The organism is Amycolatopsis sp. NPDC051045 (assembly GCF_040682955.1).
Lineage (GTDB): Bacteria > Actinomycetota > Actinomycetes > Mycobacteriales > Pseudonocardiaceae > Amycolatopsis.
Genome location: NZ_JBFBCC010000005.1, coordinates 452,847 through 476,053, shown reverse-complemented (window position 1 = coordinate 476,053; position 23,207 = coordinate 452,847). Strand labels below are relative to the sequence as shown.

The window sequence follows — 23,207 nt, the reverse complement described above, 5'->3', positions numbered from 1 at the left end:
CTATCCCGCAACGAACCAGCCGCATGTGCGCCGGACGGCCTAACAGGCCCCCAAAACCGTGAATGCCACCTTGAGGGACTTCAAGTTCCTCAAGGTGGCATTCACGGTTTGGACCGGGGGCTAGACCGGGATGACCGTCGGGACGATCATCGGACGGCGGCGATAGGTGTCGGCCACCCAGCGGCCCACCACCCGGCGGACCGCCTGCGCGATCCGGTGGGTGTCGGTGATGCCTTCGGCCTCCGTGCGCGCCAGCTCCATCTCCACCAGCGGCACGACCGCGTCGAGCGCCTTCGGGTCGTCGGAGAAGCCGCGGCCGGACACCGTGGGGCTGCTGACCGGGCGGCCGGTGCTGGAGTCCACCGCGACGCTGATCGAGATGAACCCGCCCTCGCCGAGGACCAGCCGGTCGGACAGGGTCGACTCGCCGACGTCGCCGACCGACAGGCCGTCGACGTAGACGTGGCCGACCTCGACGCGGCCGGTGCGGGACGCCTTGCCGTCGACCAGGTCGACGACCACGCCGTCCTCGGCGATGACCACGTTCTCCGGGGCGACGCCGGTGCGGATCGCCAGCTCGCCGTTCGCGCGCAGGTGCTTCCACTCGCCGTGCACCGGCATCACGTTGCTCGGCCGCACCGCGTTGTACAGGTAGAGCAGCTCCCCCGCCGACGCGTGGCCGGACACGTGCACCTTGGCGTTGCCCTGGTGGACGACGTTCGCCCCGAGCCGGGTCAGGCCGTTGACCACGCCGAACACCGCGGTCTCGTTGCCCGGGATCATCGAGCTGGCCAGCACGACGGTGTCGCCGGCGCGGATCGAGATCTGCCGGTGCTCGCCGCGCGCCATCCGCGACAGCGCCGAGAGCGGCTCGCCCTGCGAACCCGTCGAGACGAACAGGACCTTGCTCTCCGGCAGGGTGCTCGCCTGGTCGAGGTCGACCAGCAGGCCGTCCGGCACGTTGAGCAGGCCCAGCTCGGCGGCGATCCCCATGTTCCGGACCATCGACCGGCCGACGAACGCGATCCGGCGGCCGTGCCGCTGCGCGGCGTCGAGCACCTGCTGGACGCGGTGGACGTGGCTGGCGAAGCAGGCCACGATCACGCGCTGGTCGACGCGGCGGATGACGTCGTCGAGGACCGGGCCGATGTCGCGCTCGGGCATCACGAACCCGGGCACCTCGGCGTTGGTCGAGTCGACGCAGAACAGGTCGACACCCTCGTCGCCGAGCCGGGAGAACCCGGCCAGGTCGGTGAGGCGCCCGTCCAGCGGCAGCTGGTCGAGCTTGATGTCGCCGGTGTGCAGGACCACGCCCGCCGGGGTGCGGATCGCGACCGCGAGCGCGTCCGGGATGGAGTGGTTGACCGCGAAGAACTCGAGGTTGAACACGCCGACGTCGCGGCGCTCGCCCTCGCGGACCTGGATCAGCTTCGGCCGCTGCCGGTGCTCCTTGGCCTTCGCCGCGAGCAGCGCGTTGGTGAACTTCGAGCCGTAGATCGGCAGGTCCGGCCGCAGGCGCAGGAGGAACGGGACGGCACCGATGTGGTCCTCGTGCCCGTGGGTGAGCACCAGGCCTTCGATGTCGTCGAGGCGGTCCTCGATCGCGCGGAAGTCGGGCAGGATCAGGTCGACGCCGGGCTGGTCGTCCTCGGGGAAGAGCACCCCGCAGTCGACGATGAGCAGCCGTCCGCCGAATTCGAAGACGGTCATGTTGCGCCCGACCTCGCCGATGCCGCCCAGCGCGACGACGCGCAGGGCTCCCTCGGGCAGTTCGGGCGGGGCGTTGGTGGGGCCTGGACCTTGGGGAAGTGAGCTCACCGAGGCAGTGTCCCAACGCTGGTGTGCGAGGTCGGCGCTACGTAGGCCGCTCGCGAATCTGCTTGTGCCACCCGCTCACCATGCCAGGCCTGAGCCGCCGTGTCGCCCAGCGGCACGCCGCCCTGGGCAAGATCGGCGGCGATCAGGGCCGTCTGCTCGGCGGTCGGCGCGACGATCGGGAGCCGCGGGCCGCCGATGTCGAAGCCGCGCAGCCGCAGCGCCGCCTTGCTGAAGGCGACCCCGCCGACCCGCGACATCGCGCGCAGCACCGGCAACATGCCGCGGTGGTTCGTGCGGGCGGTGGACGTGTCGCCGTTCTCGTAAGCGTCGATCATCGCGCGGATCCGGCCCGCGACGACGTGACCGATCACACTCACCACGCCGACGCCGCCGACCGACATCCACGGCAGGTTCAGGCCGTCGTCGCCGGAGTAGTAGGCGAGGTGGGTGTTGGCGATCACCTCGGAGCCGGCGATGAGGTCGCCCTTGGCGTCCTTGACCGCGACGATCCGCGGGTGCTCGGCCAGCCGCAGCAGCGTGTCGACCTCGATCGGGACGACCGAGCGCGGCGGGATGTCGTAGAGCAGCACGGGCAGCCCGGTGCTGTCGGCGACCGTGGTGAAGTGCGCGTACAGCCCGGCCTGGCTGGGCCGCGAGTAGTACGGGGTGACGACCAGCAGGCCGTGCGCCCCGGCCTCCTCGGCCTGCTTCGCCTGCTCGACGCTGTGCGCGGTGTTGTTGGTGCCCGCGCCGGCCACGACGGTCGCGCGGTCGCCGACGGCCTCGACCACGGCGCGGATGAGTTCCTGCTTCTCCGCGTCGCTCGTGGTGGGGCTCTCGCCGGTGGTGCCGTTGACCACGAGGCCGTCGTTCCCCAGCTCCACGAGGTGCTCGGCCAGCTCCTGCGCCCGCTTCAGGTCCAGTGCCCCGTCGGCGTCGAAGGGGGTGGCCATCGCGGTGAGGACCCGCCCGAACGGCCGTCCGGGCGCTGCGGTAGGTGGGTTGGACATGGCAGAACGGTACCTCGTCCCGCCGACGAAAACCGCGCCGACCTGGTCACGGGCGCCAAGTGCGGAGGATTTCCCGGTGCCGGCCGCTCGTCGCGGAACTTCTACTTGACCTTGGTCACGATCGGGGCGGAGATGGGGCCGCCGTCGCCCTTCGCCAGCACGCAGTAGAACTCGCGCGTCGGGTACTCACCCGACTTGTCGGGCACGCTCTGCCACTCGCCCTGCGTCGGGACGAGTGCGCGGTACGTGAGGCCTTGGCGCTGGGTTTCGGGGACGATCGAGGAGCGGAAGGAGGTCGCGCAGCGGGCTTCGGCCACCGCCGTGACGGCGGCCAGGCCCGGGTAGGCGGCGACTTCCGCTTCGCTGTCGGACCAGCTCGCGGTGCCGATGGGGTACCCGGCGTCGTAGATCTCGAGGGTGTGGCTCTCTTTGCAGTCGCCGTCGTTCTCGTCGCTGATGACGCCGCCGTCCTGCACCGGGGCGTTGTAGCAGAGGTAGCTGGAACTGGCGTCCACGCGCATCTGCCCGCCGAGGCCGAACGTCATGGTCGGCAGCATCTGCTGGTCGACGGCCGGGGTTTCGAACGCCTTGCCCGCGAAGAAGCCGCCGACCAGTGCGCCCACGACGAGTACCGCGGCCGCCGAGAGCCACAGGGCGCGGTGGTTCTTCTTCGGCGGCTGCGGCGCGGGGGCGCCCAGCATCGCGGTGCCGTGCGGCGGGGTGGGCCGCACGCCCTGCGCGGTGGTCAGCAGGTTCTGGGCCTGGGCCGCGGTCAGCCGGGCGTCGGGGTTGGCGACGAGCAGGCCGAGGATCGCCGCGGCGAGCGGGCCCTGGCCGCGGGTGAGGTACGGGATTTCGGTCATGATCGCGTGCAGCGTCGCCGCCGTGGTCGCCCGCTCGAACGGCATCGAGCCTTCGACGGCGAAGAACAGCGTCGCGCCGAGGGACCACAGGTCGGACGCGGGCATCGCTTCCCGGCCTTCGACGCGCTCGGGCGCCATGAACGCGGGCGAGCCGACGATCATGCCGCTGGTGGTCAGGCGCGGGTCGTCGACGGCGTGGGCGATGCCGAAGTCGGTGAGCTTCACCCGGCCGTCCGGCGGGACCAGGATGTTCGCCGGCTTGACGTCGCGGTGCACGATCCCGGCGGCGTGCGCGGCCTGCAGCGCGGCGAGCACCCGCTCCCCCAGCTGCGCGGCCTGCGCGGCGGGCATCGGGCCCCGCTGCCGCACGAGCTCGGCGAGGCTCGGCGCCTCCACGAGCTCCATGACGATGAAGGTGGTGCCGCCGTCGGTGACGACGTCGTAGACGGTGACGATCGCCGGGTCGTTGAGCCGCCCGCCGGTACGCACCTCGCGCAGGGCGCGTTCGGAGAAGACGGCGGCCGACTCGGCGTCCGGCAGCCGCAGCTCCTTGACGGCGACCTGGCGGCCGATGACCTGGTCCTGGGCCCGCCACACGACACCCATGCCGCCCCGGCCCAGCTCGCCCAGCAGGAGGTAGCGGCCCGCGACGACCCGCTGACCAGGCGTGGCGGGCGCCTGCGGTGGGTAGGGCCGGGTCTGTTCGTCGGTCACGGTGCTCCTTCGGGCGGCGGTCGCGCAGATGCTAGTCGGACCGCCGCGGAGCGCTCGGGGTTCCGCGGAATTCGGGACTCAGCGGGGCGGGGTGTAGGTCTCCCCGTGGTACGGGATCCACCGGTACCCCGGGGCGAAGTCGCTGAACTCGGCGCGTTTCCCGGTCGCCGCCCAGATGTCTTCGCTGACCACCAGACCGGCGAGGCGCGTCAGGCCGGTCTCGGCCATCAGCTCGTCGTAGGTGCGGAATCCGCCCGTTTCGAACCCGGCGAGGGCGTAGCGGTAGACCGGCGGCGCCGTCCGGAGGAGCCAGTAGAGCCGCCGCGCGACGGCGGTCATGGCCGTCGCCTCCGCCCCCGAGTTCGGCCCGTTCCGGCCGAGACCCTCGGGCTGCACCCCGCACCACCAGCCGCTGCCGTGGGTGAAGACACGCGCCGACCAGCCGTCGAAGTGCCGCGCGAGATCGCGGGCGTGGGTCTCGCGCTCCCCGCATTCGGCGTTGAGGGCGAAGATCCTGGCCATGACCACGTCTCCCCGTTCGTGGGTCAACCGGTGACCGTCAGGTAGATGAGCACCAGGTTGAGAGCGATGATGATCGCCGCGATCACCGAGGCCGCAACCGTCGTCAGCCGGCGGTTCGCGTCCACCCCCATCACATCACGGTCGGCCGTCAAGCGGATCAGCGGTACCAGCGCGAAGGGGATCCCGAACGACAGCACCACCTGGGAAACGACCAGCGCGGTGCTCGGGTCGGCGCCGAGGGCGAGCACCACGATGGCCGGGATGAGCGTGATCAGCCGGCGCAGGACCAGCGGGATCCGCTTGTGCAGCAACCCTTGCATGATCATCGCGCCCGCGTACGCGCCGACCGACGTCGAGGCCAGGCCGGACGCCAGCAGGCCGATCGCGAACATCAGGGCGATGCCGGGGCCGAGCGCCTGGGCGACCGCGCTGTGCGCGCCTTCGATGCTGTCGACGCCGTCCTGGCCCTGGAGGTTCGTCGCGGCGAGCAGGAGCATGCCGAGGTTGACCGCCCCCGCCAGCAGCATGGCCAGGCCGACGTCGGCGCGGGTGGCGCGCAGCAGGCGGCGGCGGGTGGTCACGTCGGGCAGGCCGTGGCGGTCGCGGACCAGGCCGGAGTGCAGGTAGACGGCGTGGGGCATGACCGTCGCGCCCAGCATCGCCGCGGCGATGAGGATGCTGCCCGCGCCGTCGAACCTCGGCACCAGCCCGCCGAGCGTTTGGGTGGCCGACGGCGGCTCGACGAACAGGCTGGCCAGGAAGCCGATCGCGATCACCGCCAGCAGCCCGGTGACGACCCGCTCGAACGTCCGCTGACCGCCGCGGTCCTGCACCGCCAGCAGCGTCAGCGAAACCGCGCCGGTGATCACGCCGCCGACGATGAGCGGCAGGTCGAACAGCAGGTTGAGCGCGATGGCGCCGCCGACGACCTCGGCCAGGTCGGTGGCGATGGCGACGACCTCGGCCTGCGCCCAGTAGGCCAGCCGCGCCGGCCGGGACAGGCGGGCGCGCAGGGCCTCGGGCAGCGACATCCCGCTGACCAGGCCGAGCTTCGCCGACAGGTACTGCACGAGCACGGCCATCAGGTTCGCCGCGACGATCACCCAGACCAGCAGGTAGCCGTAGCGGGCGCCGGCGCTGATGTTGGAGGCGACGTTCCCGGGGTCGACGTAGGCGATGGAGGCGACGAACGCGGGCCCGAGCAGGGCCGACCCGGTGCGCAGGCGGGACACCAATCTCGGGCGGACAGCCTCGGTCACCGCCATGAAGCCTGCCTTTCACCGGATGTCGGGGATCCCAAACCGAAGTTTAGGCATGCCGAACTTTGCTTTTCAAGGGTGAGCGCGCCCACCCTCGCGTCCGGATACCCAAAAAGCCGTGAAGGCCACATCGAGGGACGTAGCGTCCTTGGAGGTGGCCTTCACGGACTTCGGGTCAGGGGTGGGCGACCTCGTGGCCGGATTCGCGCAGCGCCGTGACCGCGTGGTCGAGGTCGGTGGCGCGCACCAGGATGTGGTCGGTGTCGAACGTCGACATCGAGAACAGCGCGACCCCGGCGGCGGCCAGCTCCGAGGCCAGCGCGGCGATGATGCCGGTGAGCGTGAACTCCAGCGGGCCGCGGACCGACAGCAGCCGCCAGCCGTCCTCGGCCGCCGTGCTGCCGCCCGGCTCGCGGCCGGCCGGGCAGATCACGGACAGTTCCTCGGGCGTCCGCGTCACCGACACGAAGGCGTCTCCGGGTTCGAGGAGCTCGGCGGGCACCGCGGCGTCCGCGGGCAACCGCACGACGGCGTACTCGCCGGGCCGGACATCGATCGCGAGTCGCTTCATCAGCCTTCCAGCACCTTCGGGCTCGTGGCGATCTCGGTGCCGTCGGGCAGCGTCGAGATGGTGAAGTCCGCGAACACGTTCGCGGCCGCTTTCTGCAGCTGCCGCAGGCATTCCACGGCCAGCTCGCGGATTTCGACGTCGGCGTGCTCGGTGGCGCGCATCGCGACGAAGTGGCGCCAGGCGCGGTAGTTCCCCGTCACGACGATCCGGGTCTCGGTCGCGTTCGGCAGCACGGCGCGGGCGGCTTGGCGGGCCTGCTTGCGGCGCAGGGTCGCGCCCGGGACGTCGGCGAACTTCTCTTCGAGCCCGGCCAGCAGCTCGGTGTAGGCGTCGACGCTCGCCCGGGTCGCCGCGAGGAACTTCTCGTGCAGCACCGGGTCGTTCGCGATCACCTCCGGCTCGACGAACTCGGCGTTGCGCTCCGGGACGTAGCGCTGCGAGAGCTGGGAGTAGGAGAAGTGGCGGTGCCGGATCAGCTCGTGGGTCAGCGACCGGGAGATGCCGGTGATGTACAAGGTCACCGAACCGTGCTCCAGCACCGAAAGGTGGCCGACGTCGATGATGTGCTCGAGGTAGCCGGCGTTGGTCGCGGTGGCCGGGTTCGGCTTCGTCCAGGACTGGTAGCAGGCGCGGCCGGCGAACTCGGCGAGCGCTTCGCCGCCGTCCGCGTCGGTCGACCACGGCACGTCTTCGGGCGGGAAGAACTCGGTCTTCGCGATCAGCTGCACTCTGGGTGACACGGTTCCGGTCACGTCAGCACTCCTTCTCCCGGCACCCGCGCAGCCTAACCGCGCGGGGCCGCCCACTCCCGGGGGACACGTGACATCACGCCCGCCTTGACTGACGCCACAGATGACGTCATAGTGGTGTCATGGACCTGACGCCGTACATCGCCAACCTTCGCGAGGACCTCGCGAACACGGCTGCCGCCGGGGACGAGCACACCCGGCGGGCGGCCGCACTGCTGTCTTCCGCGCTCGAACCCGCCGTCCGCCTGACTCTGATGAACGCCCTCGCCGACCTCGCCGCCGAGGTCACGGCCGCATTGCCGGGCCAGGTGGTGGACGTCCGGCTCGACGGCCGCGATGTCCGCGTGGTCGTCACCGGCACCGCCGAGGAGACGGCGTCACACGCGACACCACGTGACACCACCCCGCCGCCACCGATCGACGGTGGTGACATCAGCCGGATCACGCTCCGGCTGGTCGAGCAGATCAAGGGGCAAGCCGAGCGCGCGGCGGCGGCCCAGGGCGTCTCGCTGAACACGTTCGTTTCGCAGGCGGTGCAGGGCGCGCTGGGGCACGGCGCGCTCGGCGGCGGGGGCCACAAGCACCACGGCAAGGGCGACCGGCCCGGGTCGCACCTGCACGGCTGGGTCGAAGGCTGAGGGGATCACGATGAGCGAAGAACAGACCACACCGGCCGAAGAGCCGAACGACGAACTGGTCCGGATCGACGAGTTCGACACCGAAGTCCCGCTGGAGCTCGACATCAGCGTCACGATCGGCCGCGTCGAGGTCGTCCTCGACGGCGATTCCGGCGCGCGCGTCGAGCTGCGGCACGACCAGGGCGAGCAGCAGCCGTGGGTGGCGGGCGTCAACAGCCTGCTGTCCTGGGTCGGCGAACGCTTCGGCGACCAGCTGGGCGTCGACCCGGGCGCCTCCCCCGCCGAGGCGGTGCGGCAGAGCCGGATCGAGAAGCTGGGCAACCGGCTGGTCGTGAGCGCGCCGAAGGCGTGGCAGCTGCGCAACGTCGCGCTCGCGGTGAAGGTGCACGCGCCGGCGGGCTCCCACGTCGAGGTGCGGGCCGGCGCGGCGGACGTCACGGTGACCGGCTCGGCCGGCCGCGTCGACCTGCTGACCGGCTCCGGCGAGGTGAAGCTCGACCGCGCCGACGGCTCGGCCACGATCCGCACCGGCAGCGGCGCCGTCAAGCTCGGCCCGACGCTCGGCGGGCTGCAGCTGCGCAGCGGCAGCGGCCACGTCGAGGCGTCGTCGATCGCCGGGTCGGCCACCCTGGCCACCGGCACCGGCGACGTCTGGCTGGGCGCGGTCTCCGGCGAAGTGATGGCCCGCACGGGCAGCGGCGACCTGTCGGTGGCCGACGCCGGTTCGGGCACGCTCGATCTGATCACCGGCTCCGGCGAGGTCCGGATCGGCATCCGCGGCGGGACGGCGGCCGAGGTCGATCTGACCTCCAGCGCCGGCCGGGTCTCCAGCGAGCTGGACGTCGCCGACACCGCCCCCGAAGGCGGCGTGAAGCTGAAGGTCCGCGCCCGCACGGGCACCGGCAACGCCGTGGTCACCCGCGCGGCGAGCTGAGCAAGGGGGAGGGACGGGCCGTTCCCGGCGGGGGTGCCGGGGACGGCCCGTTCGCGCGAACACCGGAAAGCGTCGTGCGGTGGGGTGGAGTGCATGACTCGTCCATGTCGTCCGGCACGTCGCCCGAGCCGGGGATACCTGCCGTGCGCCGCGCCTCAGCGCACCAGCTTCGCCAGCGGCCCCGCCAAGTCGCCCCGCAGGCCTACGGCCACGCCTGACAAGCCGAGCCACTCCGCCATGTGGCGCAGCTCTGCCGCCAGCTCCGGGAGTACCCGGGCCACGTCCGCGCCTTCCTCGGCGAACGCGCCCTGGACCCGCAACACCCCTGCCGCACGGTCGGCCTTCAGGTCCACCCGCGCCACCAGCGAGCCGTCCAGCAGGAACGGGAACACGTAATACCCGTACACCCGCTTCGGCTCCGGGACGTAGATCTCGATCCGGTAGTGGAACCCGAACAACCGCTCGGTGCGGGCCCGCTCCCAGATCAGCGGGTCGAACGGGCACAGCAGCGCGCGGCCCGGCACCGACCTCGGTGTGCGCGACGCCGTATGCCGGTACGCCACCTGCTTCCAGCCGCGGACCTCGACCGGCTCCAGGACCCCGGACTCCACCAGCTCCGTCACCGCCTGGCGGGCCGTGGCCGGGCCGAGGCGGTAGTAGTCGCGCAGGTCGGTCTCCGTCGCGACGCCCAGTGCGCGCGCCGAGCGCTCGATCAGTCCGCGTGCGCCCTCCTCCGCCGAGACCGACCGGGCCAGGATTTCCGGCGGGACCACCCGCTCGGTGAGGTCGTAGAGCCGCTCGAAGGACCGCCGCGTGCCCGTGGTCAGCCGGCCGATGCCGAACAGGTACTCGCAGACGCGCTTGACCTCCGACCGCTCCCACCACGAGCCCGGGCCCCGCCGCTGCGCGTCCGCCTCCACTGCGCGTTCGATGCCGCCCGCGCCGATCGGGCCGAACTCCTTGACCACCGACAGGATCTCGTCGACCAGCCCCGGCGACTTCTCCACCAGCGGCCGGTAGTTCCGCCACCAGCCGTCCCGCTTCGCGCCCGACCGGATCAGCGGCCAGTCTTCGATCGGCAGCAGGCTGGCCTCGTGCGCCCACGTCTCGACCAGCAGCCGCGGCTGGCGGGCCGAGTGCGCCCACGCCGCGCTGTCCAGCAACTCGGGCTCGTACGCACCGAGCCGCGAGAACACCGGCATGTAGTGCGCCCGGACCGCGACGTTCACCGAGTCCAGCTGCAGCAGCTGCACCCGCGAAAGCACGCGTTTCAGGTGCCGCCGCGAAGGCGCACCGGACGGACGTGGGTCGGCGAAGCCCTGCGCGGCCAGGAACGTCTTCCGGGCCGTCGAGACACTGATCGTTTGCATGGTGAGGACATGGTGCCAGCCACCACCGACAGTTTTCGCGAGAACGCTCCACCACCGCCCTCACCGGAGGAGCTTCGCTCCGCTGTACTAACTTCTGCCCATGAGCGACGCCGCCGTCCGCCCCGCCGACCTGTCCGACGCCGCGGAGATCGCCCGCATCCAGCGGGACACCTGGCACGCCGCCTACGAGGACCTCCTCGGCAAGCAGGCGCTGGCCGAACTGGACGCCGCCGACCTCGTCGGGACCTGGACCGAGACCATCGACTACCCCGCCACCCTGGTCTACGTCGCGACCGAGGGCGAGTTCACCGTCGGCTTCTGCGTCGCGGGCCGCGCACCCGAAGGCGAGGTCGCCGCCGCCGACGGGAGCCTGCCCGAGGACGCGGACACCACCGGCCTGATCGCCACCCTGCTCGTCGAGCCGCGCTGGGGCCGCCGCGGTCACGCCGGACGGCTACTCGCGACGGCCGCCGCCGGGCTCCGGGCCGACGGCGCCGGGCGCGGCATCGCCTGGGTCGCCCAGGGCGACCACGCCACCCTCGGCTTCTACCGGCGGGCCGGCTGGCACCCCGACGGCACGGTCCGCACCCTCGACACCGGCGAACGCACGATCCGCGAGGTCCGGCTCACCGGCCCCCTCGACCTCGCGCTCGCCTGAACCCGGGAAGATCACCCACCGCATCACCGCGTACATGAACACGCCTTCGCAGGCGCCCGCGAGCAGCCGCGAGACGTGGTATTCGACGCCCAGCGCCGTCAATCCCGCGCCCACACCCAGCAGAAACGCGGCGTAATTGACAGCAATCGCCACGATGTAAAGCGCGAGCTGGATTCCGACGGCGGCGTGGGAATGGAAGTTGAACGTCCGGTTCAGCACGAAACTCAGCCCGAACGCGCAGCCGTACGCCAGCGTGATCGCCAGCCACACCGGCCGGCCGAGCAGGCCGTGGAACACGGTGAGCAACGCCAGGTCGACCCCGAACGTCAGACCGTTGATGAGGCAGAACCCGAGGAACGTCGGCGCCACGATCCGCGACAGGCCCAGCGGCAGCACGCGCACGACGGCCCGGCAGAGGGCGCCGAATCGGTCAGCGGGCGTACGGGTTTGCTCGGTGGCCACCCCGCCAGCGTGCCGGTGGAGGGTGACGGCCGGCCGTCCGGCAGGTGATCTTCTGGTGCCGGCCACCGGCCGAAAGGTGGGGCCAACACCAGTGCGCGGAGATTTCAGGCTGATAACTTGGAAGAACGCGAGCGATTTTCAGGAGGTGACACGATGAGCTGGATCCTGCTGACGCTGGGCGTGGCGTTCGGTTCGGCCATCGTGCCGCTGATCAACGCCGAAGTGTTCCTGCTCGGGCTGTGCGCGAGCCAGCCGGGGCTGCACTGGCTGTGGCTCGGGGCCGCGGTGGCCGTCGGGCAGATCGCCGGGAAGACGCTGTACTACCTCGCCGCGCGCGGCACGATCAAGCTGCCGAAGCCGCTGCACGACCGCTTGCACCGCGAACGCCCGATGACGCCGCGGCGCGTGCGCTGGCAGCTGCGGACCAAGCGGCTGCGTGGCCGGGTCGAGTGGCTGCGCGAGCGCTGCCACCGGCACCCGCACTGGATGGCCGGGACCTACGGCGTGAGTTCGTTGGTGGGCCTGCCGCCGTTCATGGCGACGAGCGTGCTGGCCGGGCTGGTCCGGATGCGGTTCGTGACCTTCCTGACCACGGGACTGGCCGGAAGGTGGATCCGGTTCAGTTTGATAGCGGCTTCACCCGCGGTGTTCGCGGGGTGGCTGCACCACTGACGCCACTGAGCAGAGTGCGGTCCGCGCGACCCTGCGGCCCGGGAACACGATGCCCTCTATCGCGCCATCTCCTGCAGCAGCGCCCGCGAGGCTTCCTCGCTCAAAGCCTTGCCCGACAAGAGCTTCACCAGCTTCCGGTAGCCGGCGACAGCGCCCGGCTCGTTGATGAAGGCGCTGGCGTGGTGATGCTCCAGCAAGACTATCGGTGACTCACTGGAAAACTCGTAGAGCGCGAACATGTCCCCCTTGCCCGGGTGATATCCCACGTCAGCGGGCACGATCCGCACTGAAATGTTCGAGGTGACAGCCAAGCCGAGCAGGTGGTCGATCTGGTCGGACATGATGTTCGGGTCGCCCACCACTTCGCGGATCGCCCGTTCGGAGACGATCGCCTTGAGCCGCGCCGGCTCATCCCCGGAAAGAATGCGCTGCCGTTTCAGGCGGGCCACCAGCCGCGCATCGACATCCTCCACCCTGATTTCGGAAGCGGCCAGCAAAGCCCGGGCGTAGTCGGGAGTCTGCAACAGCCCCGGAATGACCAGCGGGGACCAATTCGTGATCAGGCTCGCCGAACGTTCGCACTGGATGACCGCGGTGAGCGCCGCGGGCAGATCCGACGGGTTGGCGTCCAGCCAGTTCGGATCCTTCACGTGCTGGGTCAAGGACAAAATCCGGTTCGTCACCGCCCGGTCCACCCGCAGGTACCCGAGGATCCGCGCCACCTCCTCGATCGGCGGCACCCGGACCCCGAGTTCCCACTGGGACAGCAACCGCGGGTCCACCTCCAGCGCCCTCGCCAGCTCGCGCAATCCGAAATTCCGTGCTTCGCGTACTTCGCGCAGCGACGCGGACAACGCCCGTGAACCAGGAGAAGACGAAGTCGGTTTCATGCGGGCGATAATACGAAGGCCCCGCATTTCCCGAATGAACGACAACTGTCAGCGAATTGCCACACCTGGGGAACTCAACGGTCCGCCGCCTCCAGTTCCACGGCTTTCTTCATCGTCTCGCGGGCCCGGCGACGGTCACCGGCGACGTCGTACGCGTACGCGAGCCTGTACCAGACCCGCCAGTTCCCCTGGTCGGCCTCGACCTCCGCGCGGCGCTCTTCGAACCACGCGTCGGCCGCCTCGCGGTCCACCCGGCCCGAGGGCCGGCGCGGCAGGTCCGAGACGTCCGGGAGCGCGCCCTCGGCGTCCAGGCGACGCGACAGGCGCTGGATCTGCAGACCGCTGCGCCAGGTCACGACGACGACCCAGACGCCGAGGACGGGCAGCAGCAGGACGCCGGCCCCCAACGCGATGCCGACGCCCGTTCCCGTCTCGAGCAGGGCGAACGCCCGGTCCGCGAGCAGAACCAGGTACACCAGCAGCGCCGCCGTCAGCAGCAGCGCGACATTGCGGGCCTTCACAGGTCGAGGACGTTTTCCAGACCGACCGTCAGGCCGGGCCGCGTCAGCACCGTGCGGACGCCGAGCAGCACACCCGGCATGAACGACGTCCGGTCGAGCGAGTCGTGGCGGATGGTCAGGGTCTCCCCCTCGCCGCCGAACAGGATCTCCTCGTGCGCGACCAGGCCCGGCAGCCGGACCGAGTGCACGCGGACGTCCTCGACCGAAGCGCCGCGGGCGCCGTCCAGCTCGGCCGTCGTCGCGTCCGGCCCCGGCGTCACGCCCGCCTCGGCCCGCGCGGCGGCGATCATCCGCGCGGTGTGCGCCGCGGTGCCCGAAGGCGCGTCGGCCTTGCGGTTGTGGTGCAGCTCGATGATCTCGGCGGAGGCGTAGAACTTCGCCGCCTGAGCCGCGAACCGCATCGCCAGGACCGCGCCGAGGGCGAAGTTCGGCGCGATCAGCACCCCCAGCTCCGGCTTCGGCTCCAGCAAGGCACGCAGCTCGGCCAGCCGCTCCTCGCTGAAGCCGGTGGTGCCGACGACCGCGTGGATGTCGTGCTCGACCAGGTACTTCAGGTTGTCCATCACGGCGTCGGGGTGGGTGAAGTCGACGACCACCCGGGCGTCGGCCAGCGCCGCGAAGTCGTCGCCGGCGTCCAGCGCTGCGACGAGCTTCATGTCTTCGGCGCCTTCGACGGCGTTCACCACCGTCGCACCCATGCGGCCGCGCGCGCCGAGCACACCGACGTTGATGGTCATGAAGCGATCACCTCGTGCAGGTCGTCCGGAAGGTCGTCGGCGTGAGCGTACGGCCCCACGACCGCCGCCGCCGAGACCCCGCCCGGCCGCGCGAACAAAGTGCGAGCGAGCGCACACACGTCCTCGGCGGTCACCGCGTCGATGCGGGCGATCGTGTCGTCGACGCCCAGGTAGTGGCCGTAGTTGAGCTCGTTCTTGCCGATCCGCGACATCCGCGACGACGTGTCCTCCAGGCCCAGCACCAGCCCGCCACGCAGCTGGCCCTTGGCGCGGGCCACCTCGGCATCGGTCAGGCCGTCGACGCCGACCTTGTCGAGCACCTCGCGGATGACGCCGGCGACGTCGCCGAGCTTCTCCGGCTGGCACCCGGCGTACACGGCCATGTGGCCGGTGTCGGCGTAGCTCGCGACCGACGAGTACACCTGGTAGGCCAGCCCGCGCTGCTCCCGGATCTCCTGGAACAGCCGCGAACTCATGCCGCCGCCGAGCGCCGCGTTCAGCACCGACAGGGCGAAGCGACGGTCGTCGTGGCGCGACAGCGAACGCAGGCCGAGCATGACGTGCGCCTGCTCGGTGTCGTCGGTGTGCAGGGCCAGCTTCGGCACGGTCTTGATCCGGGCGCGGCCCTCGCGCGGGGCGACCGGCGTCGCGGCTCCGGTCAACCGGTCCTTCAAGGCCTTGCGGACCAGCCGGAGCACCTGGTTGTGGTCGATGTTCCCGGCCACGGACAGGACCATCCGCGGCAGCGTGTACCGGCGCTTGTAGAAGTTCCGCAGCGCCGCGGGCGCCATTTCCACAATGGACTTCTCGGTGCCGAGCACCGGGCGGCCGAGCGGGTGGTCGCCGAGGATCGCGCTGACGAACGTCTCGTGCAGCAGGTCCTCGGGATCGTCGTCGCGCATCGAGATCTCTTCGAGGACGACGCTGCGTTCCATGTCCATGTCCCGGTCGGTGCACAGCGCCTCGAACACGACGTCGGTGACCAGGTCCACGGCGAGCGGGAGGTCGGCGTCGAGCACCTGCGCGTAGTAGCAGGTGTGCTCCTTCGCCGTGAAGGCGTTGAACTCGCCGCCGACCGCGTCGATCTCCTCGGCGATCTGCGTGGCGTCGCGGTGCTTGGTGCCCTTGAACAGCAGGTGCTCGAGGTAGTGCGCGGCGCCGGCGACGGCGGCCGGCTCGTCGCGGGAGCCGATGCCGACCCAGAGCCCGACCGTGGCCGAGCGGGACGCCGGGACGTGCTCGGTGATCACGCGCAGGCCGCCGGGCAGAACGCTGCGCTTGACGACCGCACCGTCCGGAGTGGACTCGAGCGTGCGGGTGGTGCCGACGGGCTGCTCGTGCCCGGAAACCTGCCGTGCCATGGGTTCCTTACTCAACTAGCCGCGAAGGCCACCTTGAGGGACTCTTGGTCCCTCAAGGTGGCCTTCACGGACAGACTTGCTCAGGCGTCGGCCTTCTCGGCGTCGGCGGCGGGCGCGTCACCCTCGGCGGCCGGGGCGTCGTCCTCCTTGACCACGATCAGGCTGATCTTGCCGCGGTTGTCGATGTCGGCGATCTCGACGCGGAGCTTGTCGCCCACGTTGACCACGTCCTCGACCTTGTTGATCCGCTTGCCGTTGCCCAGCTTGGAGATGTGCACCAGGCCGTCCTTGCCCGGCAGCAGGGAGACGAACGCGCCGAACGCGGCCGTCTTCACCACGGTGCCGAGGAAGCGCTCGCCGACCTTGGGCAGCTGCGGGTTGGCGATGGCGTTGATCAGGTCGATCGCCGCCTCCGCCGACGGGCCGTCGGCCGCGCCCACGTAGATCGTGCCGTCGTCCTCGATGGAGATGTCGGCACCGGTCTGCTCGGTGATCGAGTTGATCATCTTGCCCTTCGGGCCGATGACCTCGCCGATCTTGTCGACCGGGATCTTCACGCTGGTGACGCGCGGGGAGTACGGGCTCATCTCGTCCGGGCTGTCGATCGCCTCGGCGATGACCTCCAGGATGGTGAGGCGAGCGTCCTTCGCCTGCTTCAGCGCGGCGGCGAGCACCTCGGAGGGGATGCCGTCGAGCTTCGTGTCCAGCTGCAGCGCGGTGATGATGTCCTTGGTGCCGGCGACCTTGAAGTCCATGTCGCCCAGGGCGTCCTCGGCACCGAGGATGTCGGTGAGCGCCACGTAGCGGGTCTCGCCGTCGACCTCGTCCGAGACCAGGCCCATCGCGATGCCCGCGACCGGCGCCTTCAGCGGCACGCCGGCGTTGTACAGCGCCATCGTGGACGCGCAGACCGAGCCCATCGAGGTCGAGCCGTTCGAGGCCAGCGCCTCGGAGACCTGGCGGATCGCGTACGGGAACTCGTCCCGCTTCGGCAGCACCGGCACCAGGGCGCGCTCGGCGAGCATGCCGTGGCCGATCTCGCGGCGCTTCGGCGAACCGACGCGGCCGGTCTCGCCGGTGGAGAACGGCGGGAAGTTGTAGTGGTGCATGTAGCGCTTGTGCGTCTCTGGGGACAGCGAGTCGATCTGCTGCTCCAGGCGAAGCATGTTCAGCGTGGTGACGCCCAGGATCTGGGTTTCGCCGCGCTCGAACAGCGCCGAGCCGTGCGCCCGCGGGATCACGGCGACCTCGGCCGAGAGCGACCGGATGTCGGTGAGGCCACGGCCGTCCATGCGGATCTTCTCGGTGAGGACCCGCTGGCGCATGATCTTCTTCGTCAGGGCCTTGAACGCCCCGCCGATCTCCTTGTCGCGGCCTTCGAAGGCTTCGCCCTCGCCCACGCCGACCTTCTCCAGCACGGCGGCCTTGACCTCGTCGGTCGCGGCGTCGCGGTCCTGCTTGCCCGGGATCTGCAGCGCACGAGCCAGGTCGTCGGTGGCGATCGCCGCGACGGCGTCGTAGACGTCCTGCTCGTAGGCCAGGAAGACCGGGAACTCACCGGTCGGCTTGGCGGCGACGTCGGCCAGCTTCTGCTGGGCCTCGCACAGCACCTTGATGAACGGCTTCGAGGCCTCGAGGCCCGCGGCGACCGCGGCCTCGTCCGGCGCCTTGCCGCCCGCGGCGATCAGGTCGAGCGTGTGCTCGGTGCCCTCGGCCTCGACCATCATGATCGCGACGTCCTCGCCCACGATGCGGCCGGCGACGACCATGTTGAAGGTCGCCTTCTCCAGCTGCGACCAGGTCGGGAACGCGACCCACTGGTCCTCGACCAGTGCGACGCGCACGCCGCCGACCGGGCCCGAGAACGGCAGGCCGGCGAGCTGGGTCGACGCCGACGCGGCGTTGATGGCCAGCACGTCGTACGGGTCGTCCGGGTTCAGGCTCTGGACGGTGATGACGACCTGGATCTCGTTGCGGAGACCGTCGGTGAACGAGGGGCGCAGCGGCCGGTCGATCAGGCGGCAGGTCAGGATCGCGTCGGTCGAGGGACGGCCCTCGCGGCGGAAGAACGCGCCGGGGATGCGGCCGGCGGCGTACATGCGCTCCTCGACGTCCACCGTCAGGGGGAAGAAGTCGAAGTGGTCCTTCGGGTGCTTCGACGCGGTCGTCGCCGAGAGCAGCATGGTCTCTTCGTCGAGGTACGCGACGACGGCGCCGGCGGCCTGCTTGGCCAGGCGGCCCGTCTCGAAGCGGACGGTGCGGGTGCCGAACCGGCCGTTGTCGATCACGGCTTCGGTCTCGTGCACGGTGACTCCGGTGGAGTCGGTCATAGAGTGTTTCTCCTCTTTAGTTCCTTCTATACGGCGCGAGTCTCCCACCCTGGGACCCGTTTCGCTGAGGACGCTCGAGGAATGAGGCCGGTCTTCGATCGAAGCTCCCGGGACTCTTCCCGGAAGCCACTACCGAGGACCGGCGGACGGACCCTCGTGCGCGCTCGCGCCGTTCTTCTTTAAAACGAGGGGGAGCGACCCGGTGGTCACTCCCCCTCGGCTACCACTATCGGCGCAGGCCGAGGCGCTGGATCAGCGCACGGTAACGCTCGATGTCCACCTTCATCACGTAGTTCAGCAGCCGGCGGCGACGGCCGACCAGCAGCAGGAGCCCGCGACGCGAGTGGTGGTCGTGCTTGTGAGCCTTGAGGTGCTCGGTGAGGCCGACGATCCGCTTGGTCAGCAGCGCGACCTGGGCCTCGGGGGATCCCGTGTCCGAGTCGTGCACGCCGTACTCGGCCAGGACCGACTTCTTCTCTTCGGTGGACAACGCCACTTGTGTTGCTCCTCGAAATAATCAGTGCCGTGCGACCCCGGGCGTGGATGCACGCCGGGAAGACGGTCACGGCCGCCACGGACTGCAGCCGGACCCGCTCGTGAGGTTACCAGCCCGCTGAACAGGGCCTTCAGGCGCCGTCCAGCCCGAAGGCACGGACCACCCGGTACCGGGGACCACCCGGCCCGCGTTCGCTGGTCATCAGCGCCACCTCGGTGGCCTGCCAGCTCCGGCTCGCGAAGCCGGCGAGCTCTTCGGTCCAACGCGCGGCGAGCCCCGGTTCTTCCCGGGGGAACCGCGCGAGCGTCAGGTGGGGCCGGTAGGGCCTCTCTTCGGCGTCGGCGCCCGCGGCGTGCGCGAGCGGCGTCAGCTCCGTTCCGGCGACAGTCAACCACAGCACCCCGGGGAACGTCGCGGCCTTTTCCAGCCGGACGTCCACCGCGGCGCGGCCGGCCAGCCGCCCGGCCAGCCAGGCGCTGCGCGTCTCGACGTCGTCCGGCCCGTAGTAGGCGAGGGTGACGTGCCAGCGCTCCGGCGGCTCCCAGCGGAGGCCGTCGTTCCGCTCGCCCAGCGCGCCGGCGACCGCTTCGACGACGTCGGACGGCGGGAGCAGCGCGCTGAACAGAACCGGCATCAGGCGCCGTGGCCCGCCCGGCGGAGCAGGTCGGCGATGGCCGGGAACTCGTCGTCGAGGCGCTTGGCGGCCTCGCCCAGGTCTTCGTCCTCGGCCAGGTCACGCAGGTAGGCGAGGACTTTCTGGTCTTCGTTGACCACCGGGATGTTGTCGCGGCCGACGGTGGGGCGGGAGTCCCGGACGTCCTCCATCGCGGCCAGCATCGCGTCGCGGTTGCCGGCGGCGACCTCGGGCACCAGGATCTTGCGCTCGAGCATGATCATCCTGGCCAGCACGACCGGGTTGCCGATCTTCGCCCGCCGCCCGCTCATCACCTGGCTGAGCATGGGGGCGCTGATCCCGAGGACTTCGGCCAGGAACGCCTGCGAAACGTCGAACGCGACGACGAGCCGGCGCACGCGGTCGCCGAGCGGCTCCCCGTACCACTCGCGCTGCAACGCGATGTTGCGCTGGACGATCTTGTGGTCCTCCACCAGTTCCGCTCCCCTAAACCCGCTCGTCCGGACGGCTTGCGCACACCGTCGGTGAGCATCTTGCCATCGCTGTCACGTGGTTGGACGCGGAATCCCCCATTCGTCCCCGGTCAGGCGTCCGGGGGCAGTTCGAGCGCCTTTCTCGTCTCCACCACGTCGTCGTCGATCTGCGCGACCAGCCCGGCCGAGTCGGCGAATCGCACCTGGTCACGCAGCCGCGCCACGAAGTCGATGGCCACGTGCTGGCCGTAGAAGTCCTCGTCGACGTCGAGGACGAACGCCTCGACGGTCCGCTCGCGCCCGGAGAACGTCGGGTTGGTGCCCACCGAAACCGCGGCGCGCAGCCGGCGTGTGGGATCGGCCGAACGGGTGAACCACGCGCTGTACACGCCGTCGGCCGGGACGGCGGCGAAACGCGGCGTCGACAGGTTCGCCGTCGGGTAGCCGAGCTCGTGGCCCCGGCCGTCGCCGCGGACGACGATGCCCTCCAGGCGGTGCGGGCGGCCGAGCGCTTCGGCGGCGGCGACCACGTCACCGGCGTCGATGCACGACCGGACGTACGTGCTCGAAAAGGTGATCGCCGACTGGTCCTCTTCGGACAGTTCCTTGCCCTGCAGCTCCGCGCCGAACGCGGCGAAGCCGAACCGGCGCCCGAGGGTGCGGAGCAGCTCGACGTTGCCGGCCGCCTTGGCACCGAAGGTGAAGTTGTCGCCGACGATCACCGCGGCCGCGTGCAGCCGGTCGACCAGCACCTCGTGCACGAACTCCTCCGGCTGCAGCCGGGACAGCTCCAGGGTGAACGGCAGTACGCAGAAGACGTCGACGCCGAGGCCTTCGACGATTTCGGCCTTGCGCCGCAACGTCGTCAGCTGCGCCGGGTGGCTGCCCGGGCGCAGCACCTCCGACGGGTGCGGGTCGAACGTCAGCATGACGCTCGGCAGGCCGCGTTCGGCCGCCGCCGCCACCGTCCGGCTGATCAGCTCCTGGTGCCCGCGGTGCACACCGTCGAACACGCCGATGGTGACCACGCACCGGCCCCAGCCGCCGGGAAGGTCCCCCAGCCCACGCCACCGCAGCACGTCACACTCCCGTCTTCTCGAGCCCACCCTAGGCGGGCAGCAACACGACCACTGCTCGGGACACGCCCTGTTCGTCGGCGGCCAGGGCGAGCACCCGGCCGTCGGGTCCGAAGAGCCCGTAGGTGCCCTCGACCCCGGCCGCCGGGATGCGCTGGCCGTGGCGGACCGCTTTCGCCGTCGCGGCGTCGAGGTCGCGGCGCGGGAACGCGGCGGCGACGGCGGCGTCGAGGTCGAGGCTCAGTTCGGGCTGCTCCTCGAGCTGGTCGAGGGTCCTCGCCTTGGCGAGGGTGAAGGGGCCCACCGTGGTGCGCCGGAGCGCCTTGAGGTGGCCGCCGACGCCGAGGTCCGCGCCGAGGTCGCGGGCCAGCGCGCGGACGTAGGTGCCGGAGGAGCACTCGACGACCGCGTCGACCTCGACGTGGTCGTCCTCGTGGCGGACGGCGAGGACGTCGAAGCGGTAGACGGTGACCGGGCGGGCCGGGATGACGACGTCCTCGCCGGCGCGGACGCGGGCGTAGGCGCGCTTGCCGTCGATCTTGACCGCGCTGACCGCGCTGGGCACCTGCTGGATGTCGCCGGTCAGCTTTTCGACGCCGTTGGCGATGGCGTCGTCGGTGACGTGCCGGGTTCCGGCGTGGGCGAGGACTTCGCCCTCGGCGTCGTCGGTCGTGGTGCTGCTGCCGAGGCTCAGCGTGGCGAGGTAGGTCTTGCGGTCCAGCGCCAGGTGGCCGAGCAGCTTGGTGGCGCGCTCGATGCCGAGCACGAGCACACCGGTCGCCATCGGGTCGAGCGTGCCGGCGTGCCCGACCTTGCGGGTGCCCATGATGCGGCGGGCGCGGGCGACGACGTCGTGCGACGTCATGCCGGCGGGCTTGTCGACGATCAGGAGGCCGGGTGGCGGGGCAGGACGGCGGGGCGGTTTCGGGCTCGACACGCGGCCACCCTAGCGGCCGCTGGTCGTGGTTCGATCAGGCCGCTCGGGTCCCGGGTGACGCCGGGGTCAGGCGGCGACGATCGGGGTTTCCGGTAGGGCGGCGTCCCAGCGGCGGCGCGTGATCCGCACCGGCAGGTCCTCGCCGCGGGCCGCGGCCAGGAACAGGTGGGCGCGGGTCCGGCGCCACCACACCAGCAGCCGGAAGGTGCCCACCGCGAGGATGACGACGATGGCCAGCAGCGAGACCCGGAAGTTTCCGCCGGTCCACTGCAGGAACACGCCGACGCCGAGCGCGGCGATCGTCGTCGCCACGAATCCGCCGACGTTGACCACGCCGGTCGCCGTGCCGACGCGGCTGAGCGGGTTGTAGTCGCGGGCGAGGGCGAAGCCGATCATCGACGCCGGGCCGCCGAGGGCGAGGAAGGCGAACGCGGGCACCAGCACCGGCAGCGGCACCTGGCCGGGCCAGCCCAGCAGCACCGCCCAGACCAGCGCGGCGCCGCCGATGTAGCCGCCGACCAGCGGCATCCGCAGCGACGGCCGGCGGCCGATCAGCCCGCCCAGCAGCGGGCCGCCCGCCATCGACCCGAAGACGAACACCGTGAGCAGCGCACTCGCCATGGCCTTCGACTGCCCTTGCCCCTGGACCAGCCAGGGGACGCCCCACAGCAGCGTCAGGGCGTTCGGGGCGAACATCGTGCTGAAGTGGACCCAGAAACCCAGGCGCGTCCCCGGCGTCCGCCAGGCCTCGGCGACCTGGCCGGCGAGTTCCCGCGGCAGGACGGCTTCGCGGACGGGCGGTTGCTCGCCGGCCGGGACGTCGCGGACCCGGAGCGTCACGACGACGGTGTAGAGGACCGTGACGGCGCCGACGGCCAGGAAGGTGGGGGTCCAGCCGGCGCCGTCGAGCAGCAGGGACAGCGGGACGGTGGCGGCGAGGTTGCCGATGTAGCCGACGGCCGCGGTGAACGACGTCAGCAGCGCGTACTGGCGGCCCGGGAAGTGGGCGGCGACCAGGCGCAGCACGCTGACGAACGTGAGCGCGTCGCCGAGGCCGAGGACACCGCGGGCGAGCAGGCCGAGGCCGTAGGAGTGGGCGACGCCGAGCAGGAGCTGGCCGGCCCCGAGCACCAGCACCGCGACGGTGAGCACGCGGCGGGGGCCGTAGCGGTCGACCAGGACGCCGGTCGGGATCTGCATCGCGGCGTAGACGCCGACCTGCAGCACGGTGAAGGTGCCGAGTGCGGCCGCGCCGACGCCGAAGCGTTCGGCTGCCTGCAGCCCGGCGACGCCGAAGGAGGTGCGGTGGAAGACCGCCAGCAGGTAGACGGTGACGGCGGCGAGCCAGATCAGCCAGGACCGGGCGGTGGCGCGGCCGGTGGCGGGCACAAGTTCCTCCTGGGTTTCGGCGTTCGTTCCCCAGTACTTGTATCGCCTAAGCAACGACGAAACATACCCGGACCAGGGTGGTTTTCCCCACAAGTAACGGCCATCACCCGTGCTCAGAGCCGT

23 protein-coding genes and 1 pseudogene are annotated in these 23,207 nt (G+C 71.1%); 4 read left to right on the top strand and 20 right to left on the bottom strand.

The window, feature by feature from the left end; translation table 11 throughout:
- Positions 1 to 120: 120 nt before the first annotated feature.
- The 7 genes from AB0M80_RS16130 to thyX all read right to left on the bottom strand — a co-directional run bounded on the left by AB0M80_RS16130 (position 121) and on the right by thyX (position 7,509).
- Complete coding sequence (locus tag AB0M80_RS16130) at positions 121 to 1,818, bottom strand: ribonuclease J (protein ID WP_364564660.1); 1,698 nt, start codon at positions 1,816 to 1,818, stop codon at positions 121 to 123.
- The gene (gene dapA / locus AB0M80_RS16125) at positions 1,815 to 2,828 is read right to left on the bottom strand and encodes a 4-hydroxy-tetrahydrodipicolinate synthase (protein WP_364564658.1); all 1,014 of its coding nucleotides are present in this window, start codon (positions 2,826 to 2,828) and stop codon (positions 1,815 to 1,817) included. Before dapA ends, AB0M80_RS16130 begins: the two co-directional genes overlap by 4 nt.
- Positions 2,829 to 2,929: 101 nt before the next feature.
- Positions 2,930 to 4,405, bottom strand: coding sequence for a serine/threonine-protein kinase (locus AB0M80_RS16120; protein WP_364564656.1), 1,476 nt, complete (start codon positions 4,403 to 4,405; stop codon positions 2,930 to 2,932).
- Between the two features lie 78 nt (positions 4,406 to 4,483).
- A complete protein-coding gene (locus AB0M80_RS16115; protein ID WP_364564654.1) occupies positions 4,484 to 4,927 on the bottom strand; it encodes a hypothetical protein in 444 nt (147 codons plus the stop codon).
- Between the two features lie 23 nt (positions 4,928 to 4,950).
- Positions 4,951 to 6,192 carry an Nramp family divalent metal transporter gene (locus AB0M80_RS16110; protein ID WP_364564651.1) on the bottom strand — a complete coding sequence of 414 codons (1,242 nt, stop codon included), beginning with the start codon at positions 6,190 to 6,192 and terminating at the stop codon, positions 4,951 to 4,953.
- Between the two features lie 169 nt (positions 6,193 to 6,361).
- Positions 6,362 to 6,757: an ACT domain-containing protein gene (locus AB0M80_RS16105; protein WP_364564649.1), complete on the bottom strand. Its 396-nt coding sequence runs from the start codon at positions 6,755 to 6,757 to the stop codon at positions 6,362 to 6,364.
- Positions 6,757 to 7,509, bottom strand: coding sequence for an FAD-dependent thymidylate synthase (gene thyX, locus AB0M80_RS16100; protein ID WP_364564647.1), 753 nt, complete (start codon positions 7,507 to 7,509; stop codon positions 6,757 to 6,759). Before thyX ends, AB0M80_RS16105 begins: the two co-directional genes overlap by 1 nt.
- Before the next feature lie 119 nt (positions 7,510 to 7,628).
- On the opposite strand from thyX, the gene AB0M80_RS16095 reads away from it, so the two are divergent.
- Together AB0M80_RS16095 and AB0M80_RS16090 are read left to right on the top strand one after the other, a co-directional pair.
- Positions 7,629 to 8,144 carry a toxin-antitoxin system HicB family antitoxin gene (locus tag AB0M80_RS16095; protein WP_364564644.1) on the top strand — a complete coding sequence of 172 codons (516 nt, stop codon included), beginning with the start codon at positions 7,629 to 7,631 and terminating at the stop codon, positions 8,142 to 8,144.
- Between the two features lie 10 nt (positions 8,145 to 8,154).
- The gene (locus tag AB0M80_RS16090; RefSeq protein ID WP_364564642.1) at positions 8,155 to 9,078 is read left to right on the top strand and encodes a DUF4097 family beta strand repeat-containing protein; all 924 of its coding nucleotides are present in this window, start codon (positions 8,155 to 8,157) and stop codon (positions 9,076 to 9,078) included.
- A 155-nt stretch (positions 9,079 to 9,233) separates the two neighbouring features.
- Here AB0M80_RS16090 and AB0M80_RS16085 read toward each other — a convergent pair whose 3' ends face one another.
- Positions 9,234 to 10,448 carry a crosslink repair DNA glycosylase YcaQ family protein gene (locus tag AB0M80_RS16085; protein WP_364564639.1) on the bottom strand — a complete coding sequence of 405 codons (1,215 nt, stop codon included), beginning with the start codon at positions 10,446 to 10,448 and terminating at the stop codon, positions 9,234 to 9,236.
- Positions 10,449 to 10,548: 100 nt separating this feature from the next.
- Here AB0M80_RS16085 and AB0M80_RS16080 point away from each other — a divergent pair, with 100 nt between their 5' ends.
- Complete coding sequence (locus AB0M80_RS16080; protein ID WP_364564636.1) at positions 10,549 to 11,106, top strand: GNAT family N-acetyltransferase; 558 nt, start codon at positions 10,549 to 10,551, stop codon at positions 11,104 to 11,106.
- A 66-nt stretch (positions 11,107 to 11,172) separates the two neighbouring features.
- On the opposite strand, the pseudogene AB0M80_RS16075 reads toward AB0M80_RS16080, so the two are convergent.
- Positions 11,173 to 11,403 (bottom strand): annotated as a pseudogene (locus tag AB0M80_RS16075) (GtrA family protein); the annotation flags it as partial.
- Positions 11,404 to 11,721: 318 nt separating this feature from the next.
- On the opposite strand from AB0M80_RS16075, the gene AB0M80_RS16070 reads away from it, so the two are divergent.
- The gene (locus AB0M80_RS16070) at positions 11,722 to 12,240 is read left to right on the top strand and encodes a hypothetical protein (RefSeq protein WP_364564633.1); all 519 of its coding nucleotides are present in this window, start codon (positions 11,722 to 11,724) and stop codon (positions 12,238 to 12,240) included.
- 56 nt (positions 12,241 to 12,296) lie between these two features.
- Here the strand turns inward: AB0M80_RS16070 and AB0M80_RS16065 are convergent, their stop codons facing one another.
- The 11 genes from AB0M80_RS16065 to AB0M80_RS16015 all read right to left on the bottom strand — a co-directional run bounded on the left by AB0M80_RS16065 (position 12,297) and on the right by AB0M80_RS16015 (position 23,084).
- Entirely contained in the window at positions 12,297 to 13,130 is an 834-nt protein-coding gene (locus AB0M80_RS16065) for a Scr1 family TA system antitoxin-like transcriptional regulator (RefSeq protein WP_364564631.1), read from the bottom strand.
- A 74-nt stretch (positions 13,131 to 13,204) separates the two neighbouring features.
- Positions 13,205 to 13,651 (bottom strand): hypothetical protein, encoded by a 447-nt coding sequence (locus AB0M80_RS16060; protein ID WP_364564628.1) that lies wholly within the window; start codon positions 13,649 to 13,651, stop codon positions 13,205 to 13,207.
- Entirely contained in the window at positions 13,648 to 14,388 is a 741-nt protein-coding gene (gene dapB / locus AB0M80_RS16055; RefSeq protein ID WP_364564626.1) for a 4-hydroxy-tetrahydrodipicolinate reductase, read from the bottom strand. Before dapB ends, AB0M80_RS16060 begins: the two co-directional genes overlap by 4 nt.
- A complete protein-coding gene (locus AB0M80_RS16050; RefSeq protein WP_364564623.1) occupies positions 14,385 to 15,749 on the bottom strand; it encodes a pitrilysin family protein in 1,365 nt (454 codons plus the stop codon). Before AB0M80_RS16050 ends, dapB begins: the two co-directional genes overlap by 4 nt.
- Before the next feature lie 80 nt (positions 15,750 to 15,829).
- Positions 15,830 to 18,079 (bottom strand): polyribonucleotide nucleotidyltransferase, encoded by a 2,250-nt coding sequence (locus AB0M80_RS16045; protein WP_364564621.1) that lies wholly within the window; start codon positions 18,077 to 18,079, stop codon positions 15,830 to 15,832.
- 226 nt (positions 18,080 to 18,305) lie between these two features.
- Positions 18,306 to 18,575 carry a 30S ribosomal protein S15 gene (rpsO, locus tag AB0M80_RS16040; protein WP_364564618.1) on the bottom strand — a complete coding sequence of 90 codons (270 nt, stop codon included), beginning with the start codon at positions 18,573 to 18,575 and terminating at the stop codon, positions 18,306 to 18,308.
- A gap of 130 nt (positions 18,576 to 18,705) precedes the next feature.
- On the bottom strand, positions 18,706 to 19,209 hold the full coding sequence (gene thpR, locus AB0M80_RS16035; RefSeq protein WP_364564615.1) for an RNA 2',3'-cyclic phosphodiesterase: 504 nt from the start codon (positions 19,207 to 19,209) through the stop codon (positions 18,706 to 18,708).
- The gene (locus tag AB0M80_RS16030; protein WP_360668957.1) at positions 19,209 to 19,682 is read right to left on the bottom strand and encodes a helix-turn-helix transcriptional regulator; all 474 of its coding nucleotides are present in this window, start codon (positions 19,680 to 19,682) and stop codon (positions 19,209 to 19,211) included. The genes thpR and AB0M80_RS16030 overlap by 1 nt, the downstream gene beginning before the upstream one ends.
- 110 nt (positions 19,683 to 19,792) lie before the next feature.
- Positions 19,793 to 20,761: a bifunctional riboflavin kinase/FAD synthetase gene (locus tag AB0M80_RS16025; RefSeq protein ID WP_364564612.1), complete on the bottom strand. Its 969-nt coding sequence runs from the start codon at positions 20,759 to 20,761 to the stop codon at positions 19,793 to 19,795.
- A gap of 28 nt (positions 20,762 to 20,789) precedes the next feature.
- Positions 20,790 to 21,695 (bottom strand): tRNA pseudouridine(55) synthase TruB, encoded by a 906-nt coding sequence (gene truB, locus AB0M80_RS16020; RefSeq protein WP_364564610.1) that lies wholly within the window; start codon positions 21,693 to 21,695, stop codon positions 20,790 to 20,792.
- Between the two features lie 66 nt (positions 21,696 to 21,761).
- Positions 21,762 to 23,084 carry an MFS transporter gene (locus AB0M80_RS16015; protein ID WP_364564607.1) on the bottom strand — a complete coding sequence of 441 codons (1,323 nt, stop codon included), beginning with the start codon at positions 23,082 to 23,084 and terminating at the stop codon, positions 21,762 to 21,764.
- Between the last annotated feature and the right edge of the window lie 123 nt (positions 23,085 to 23,207).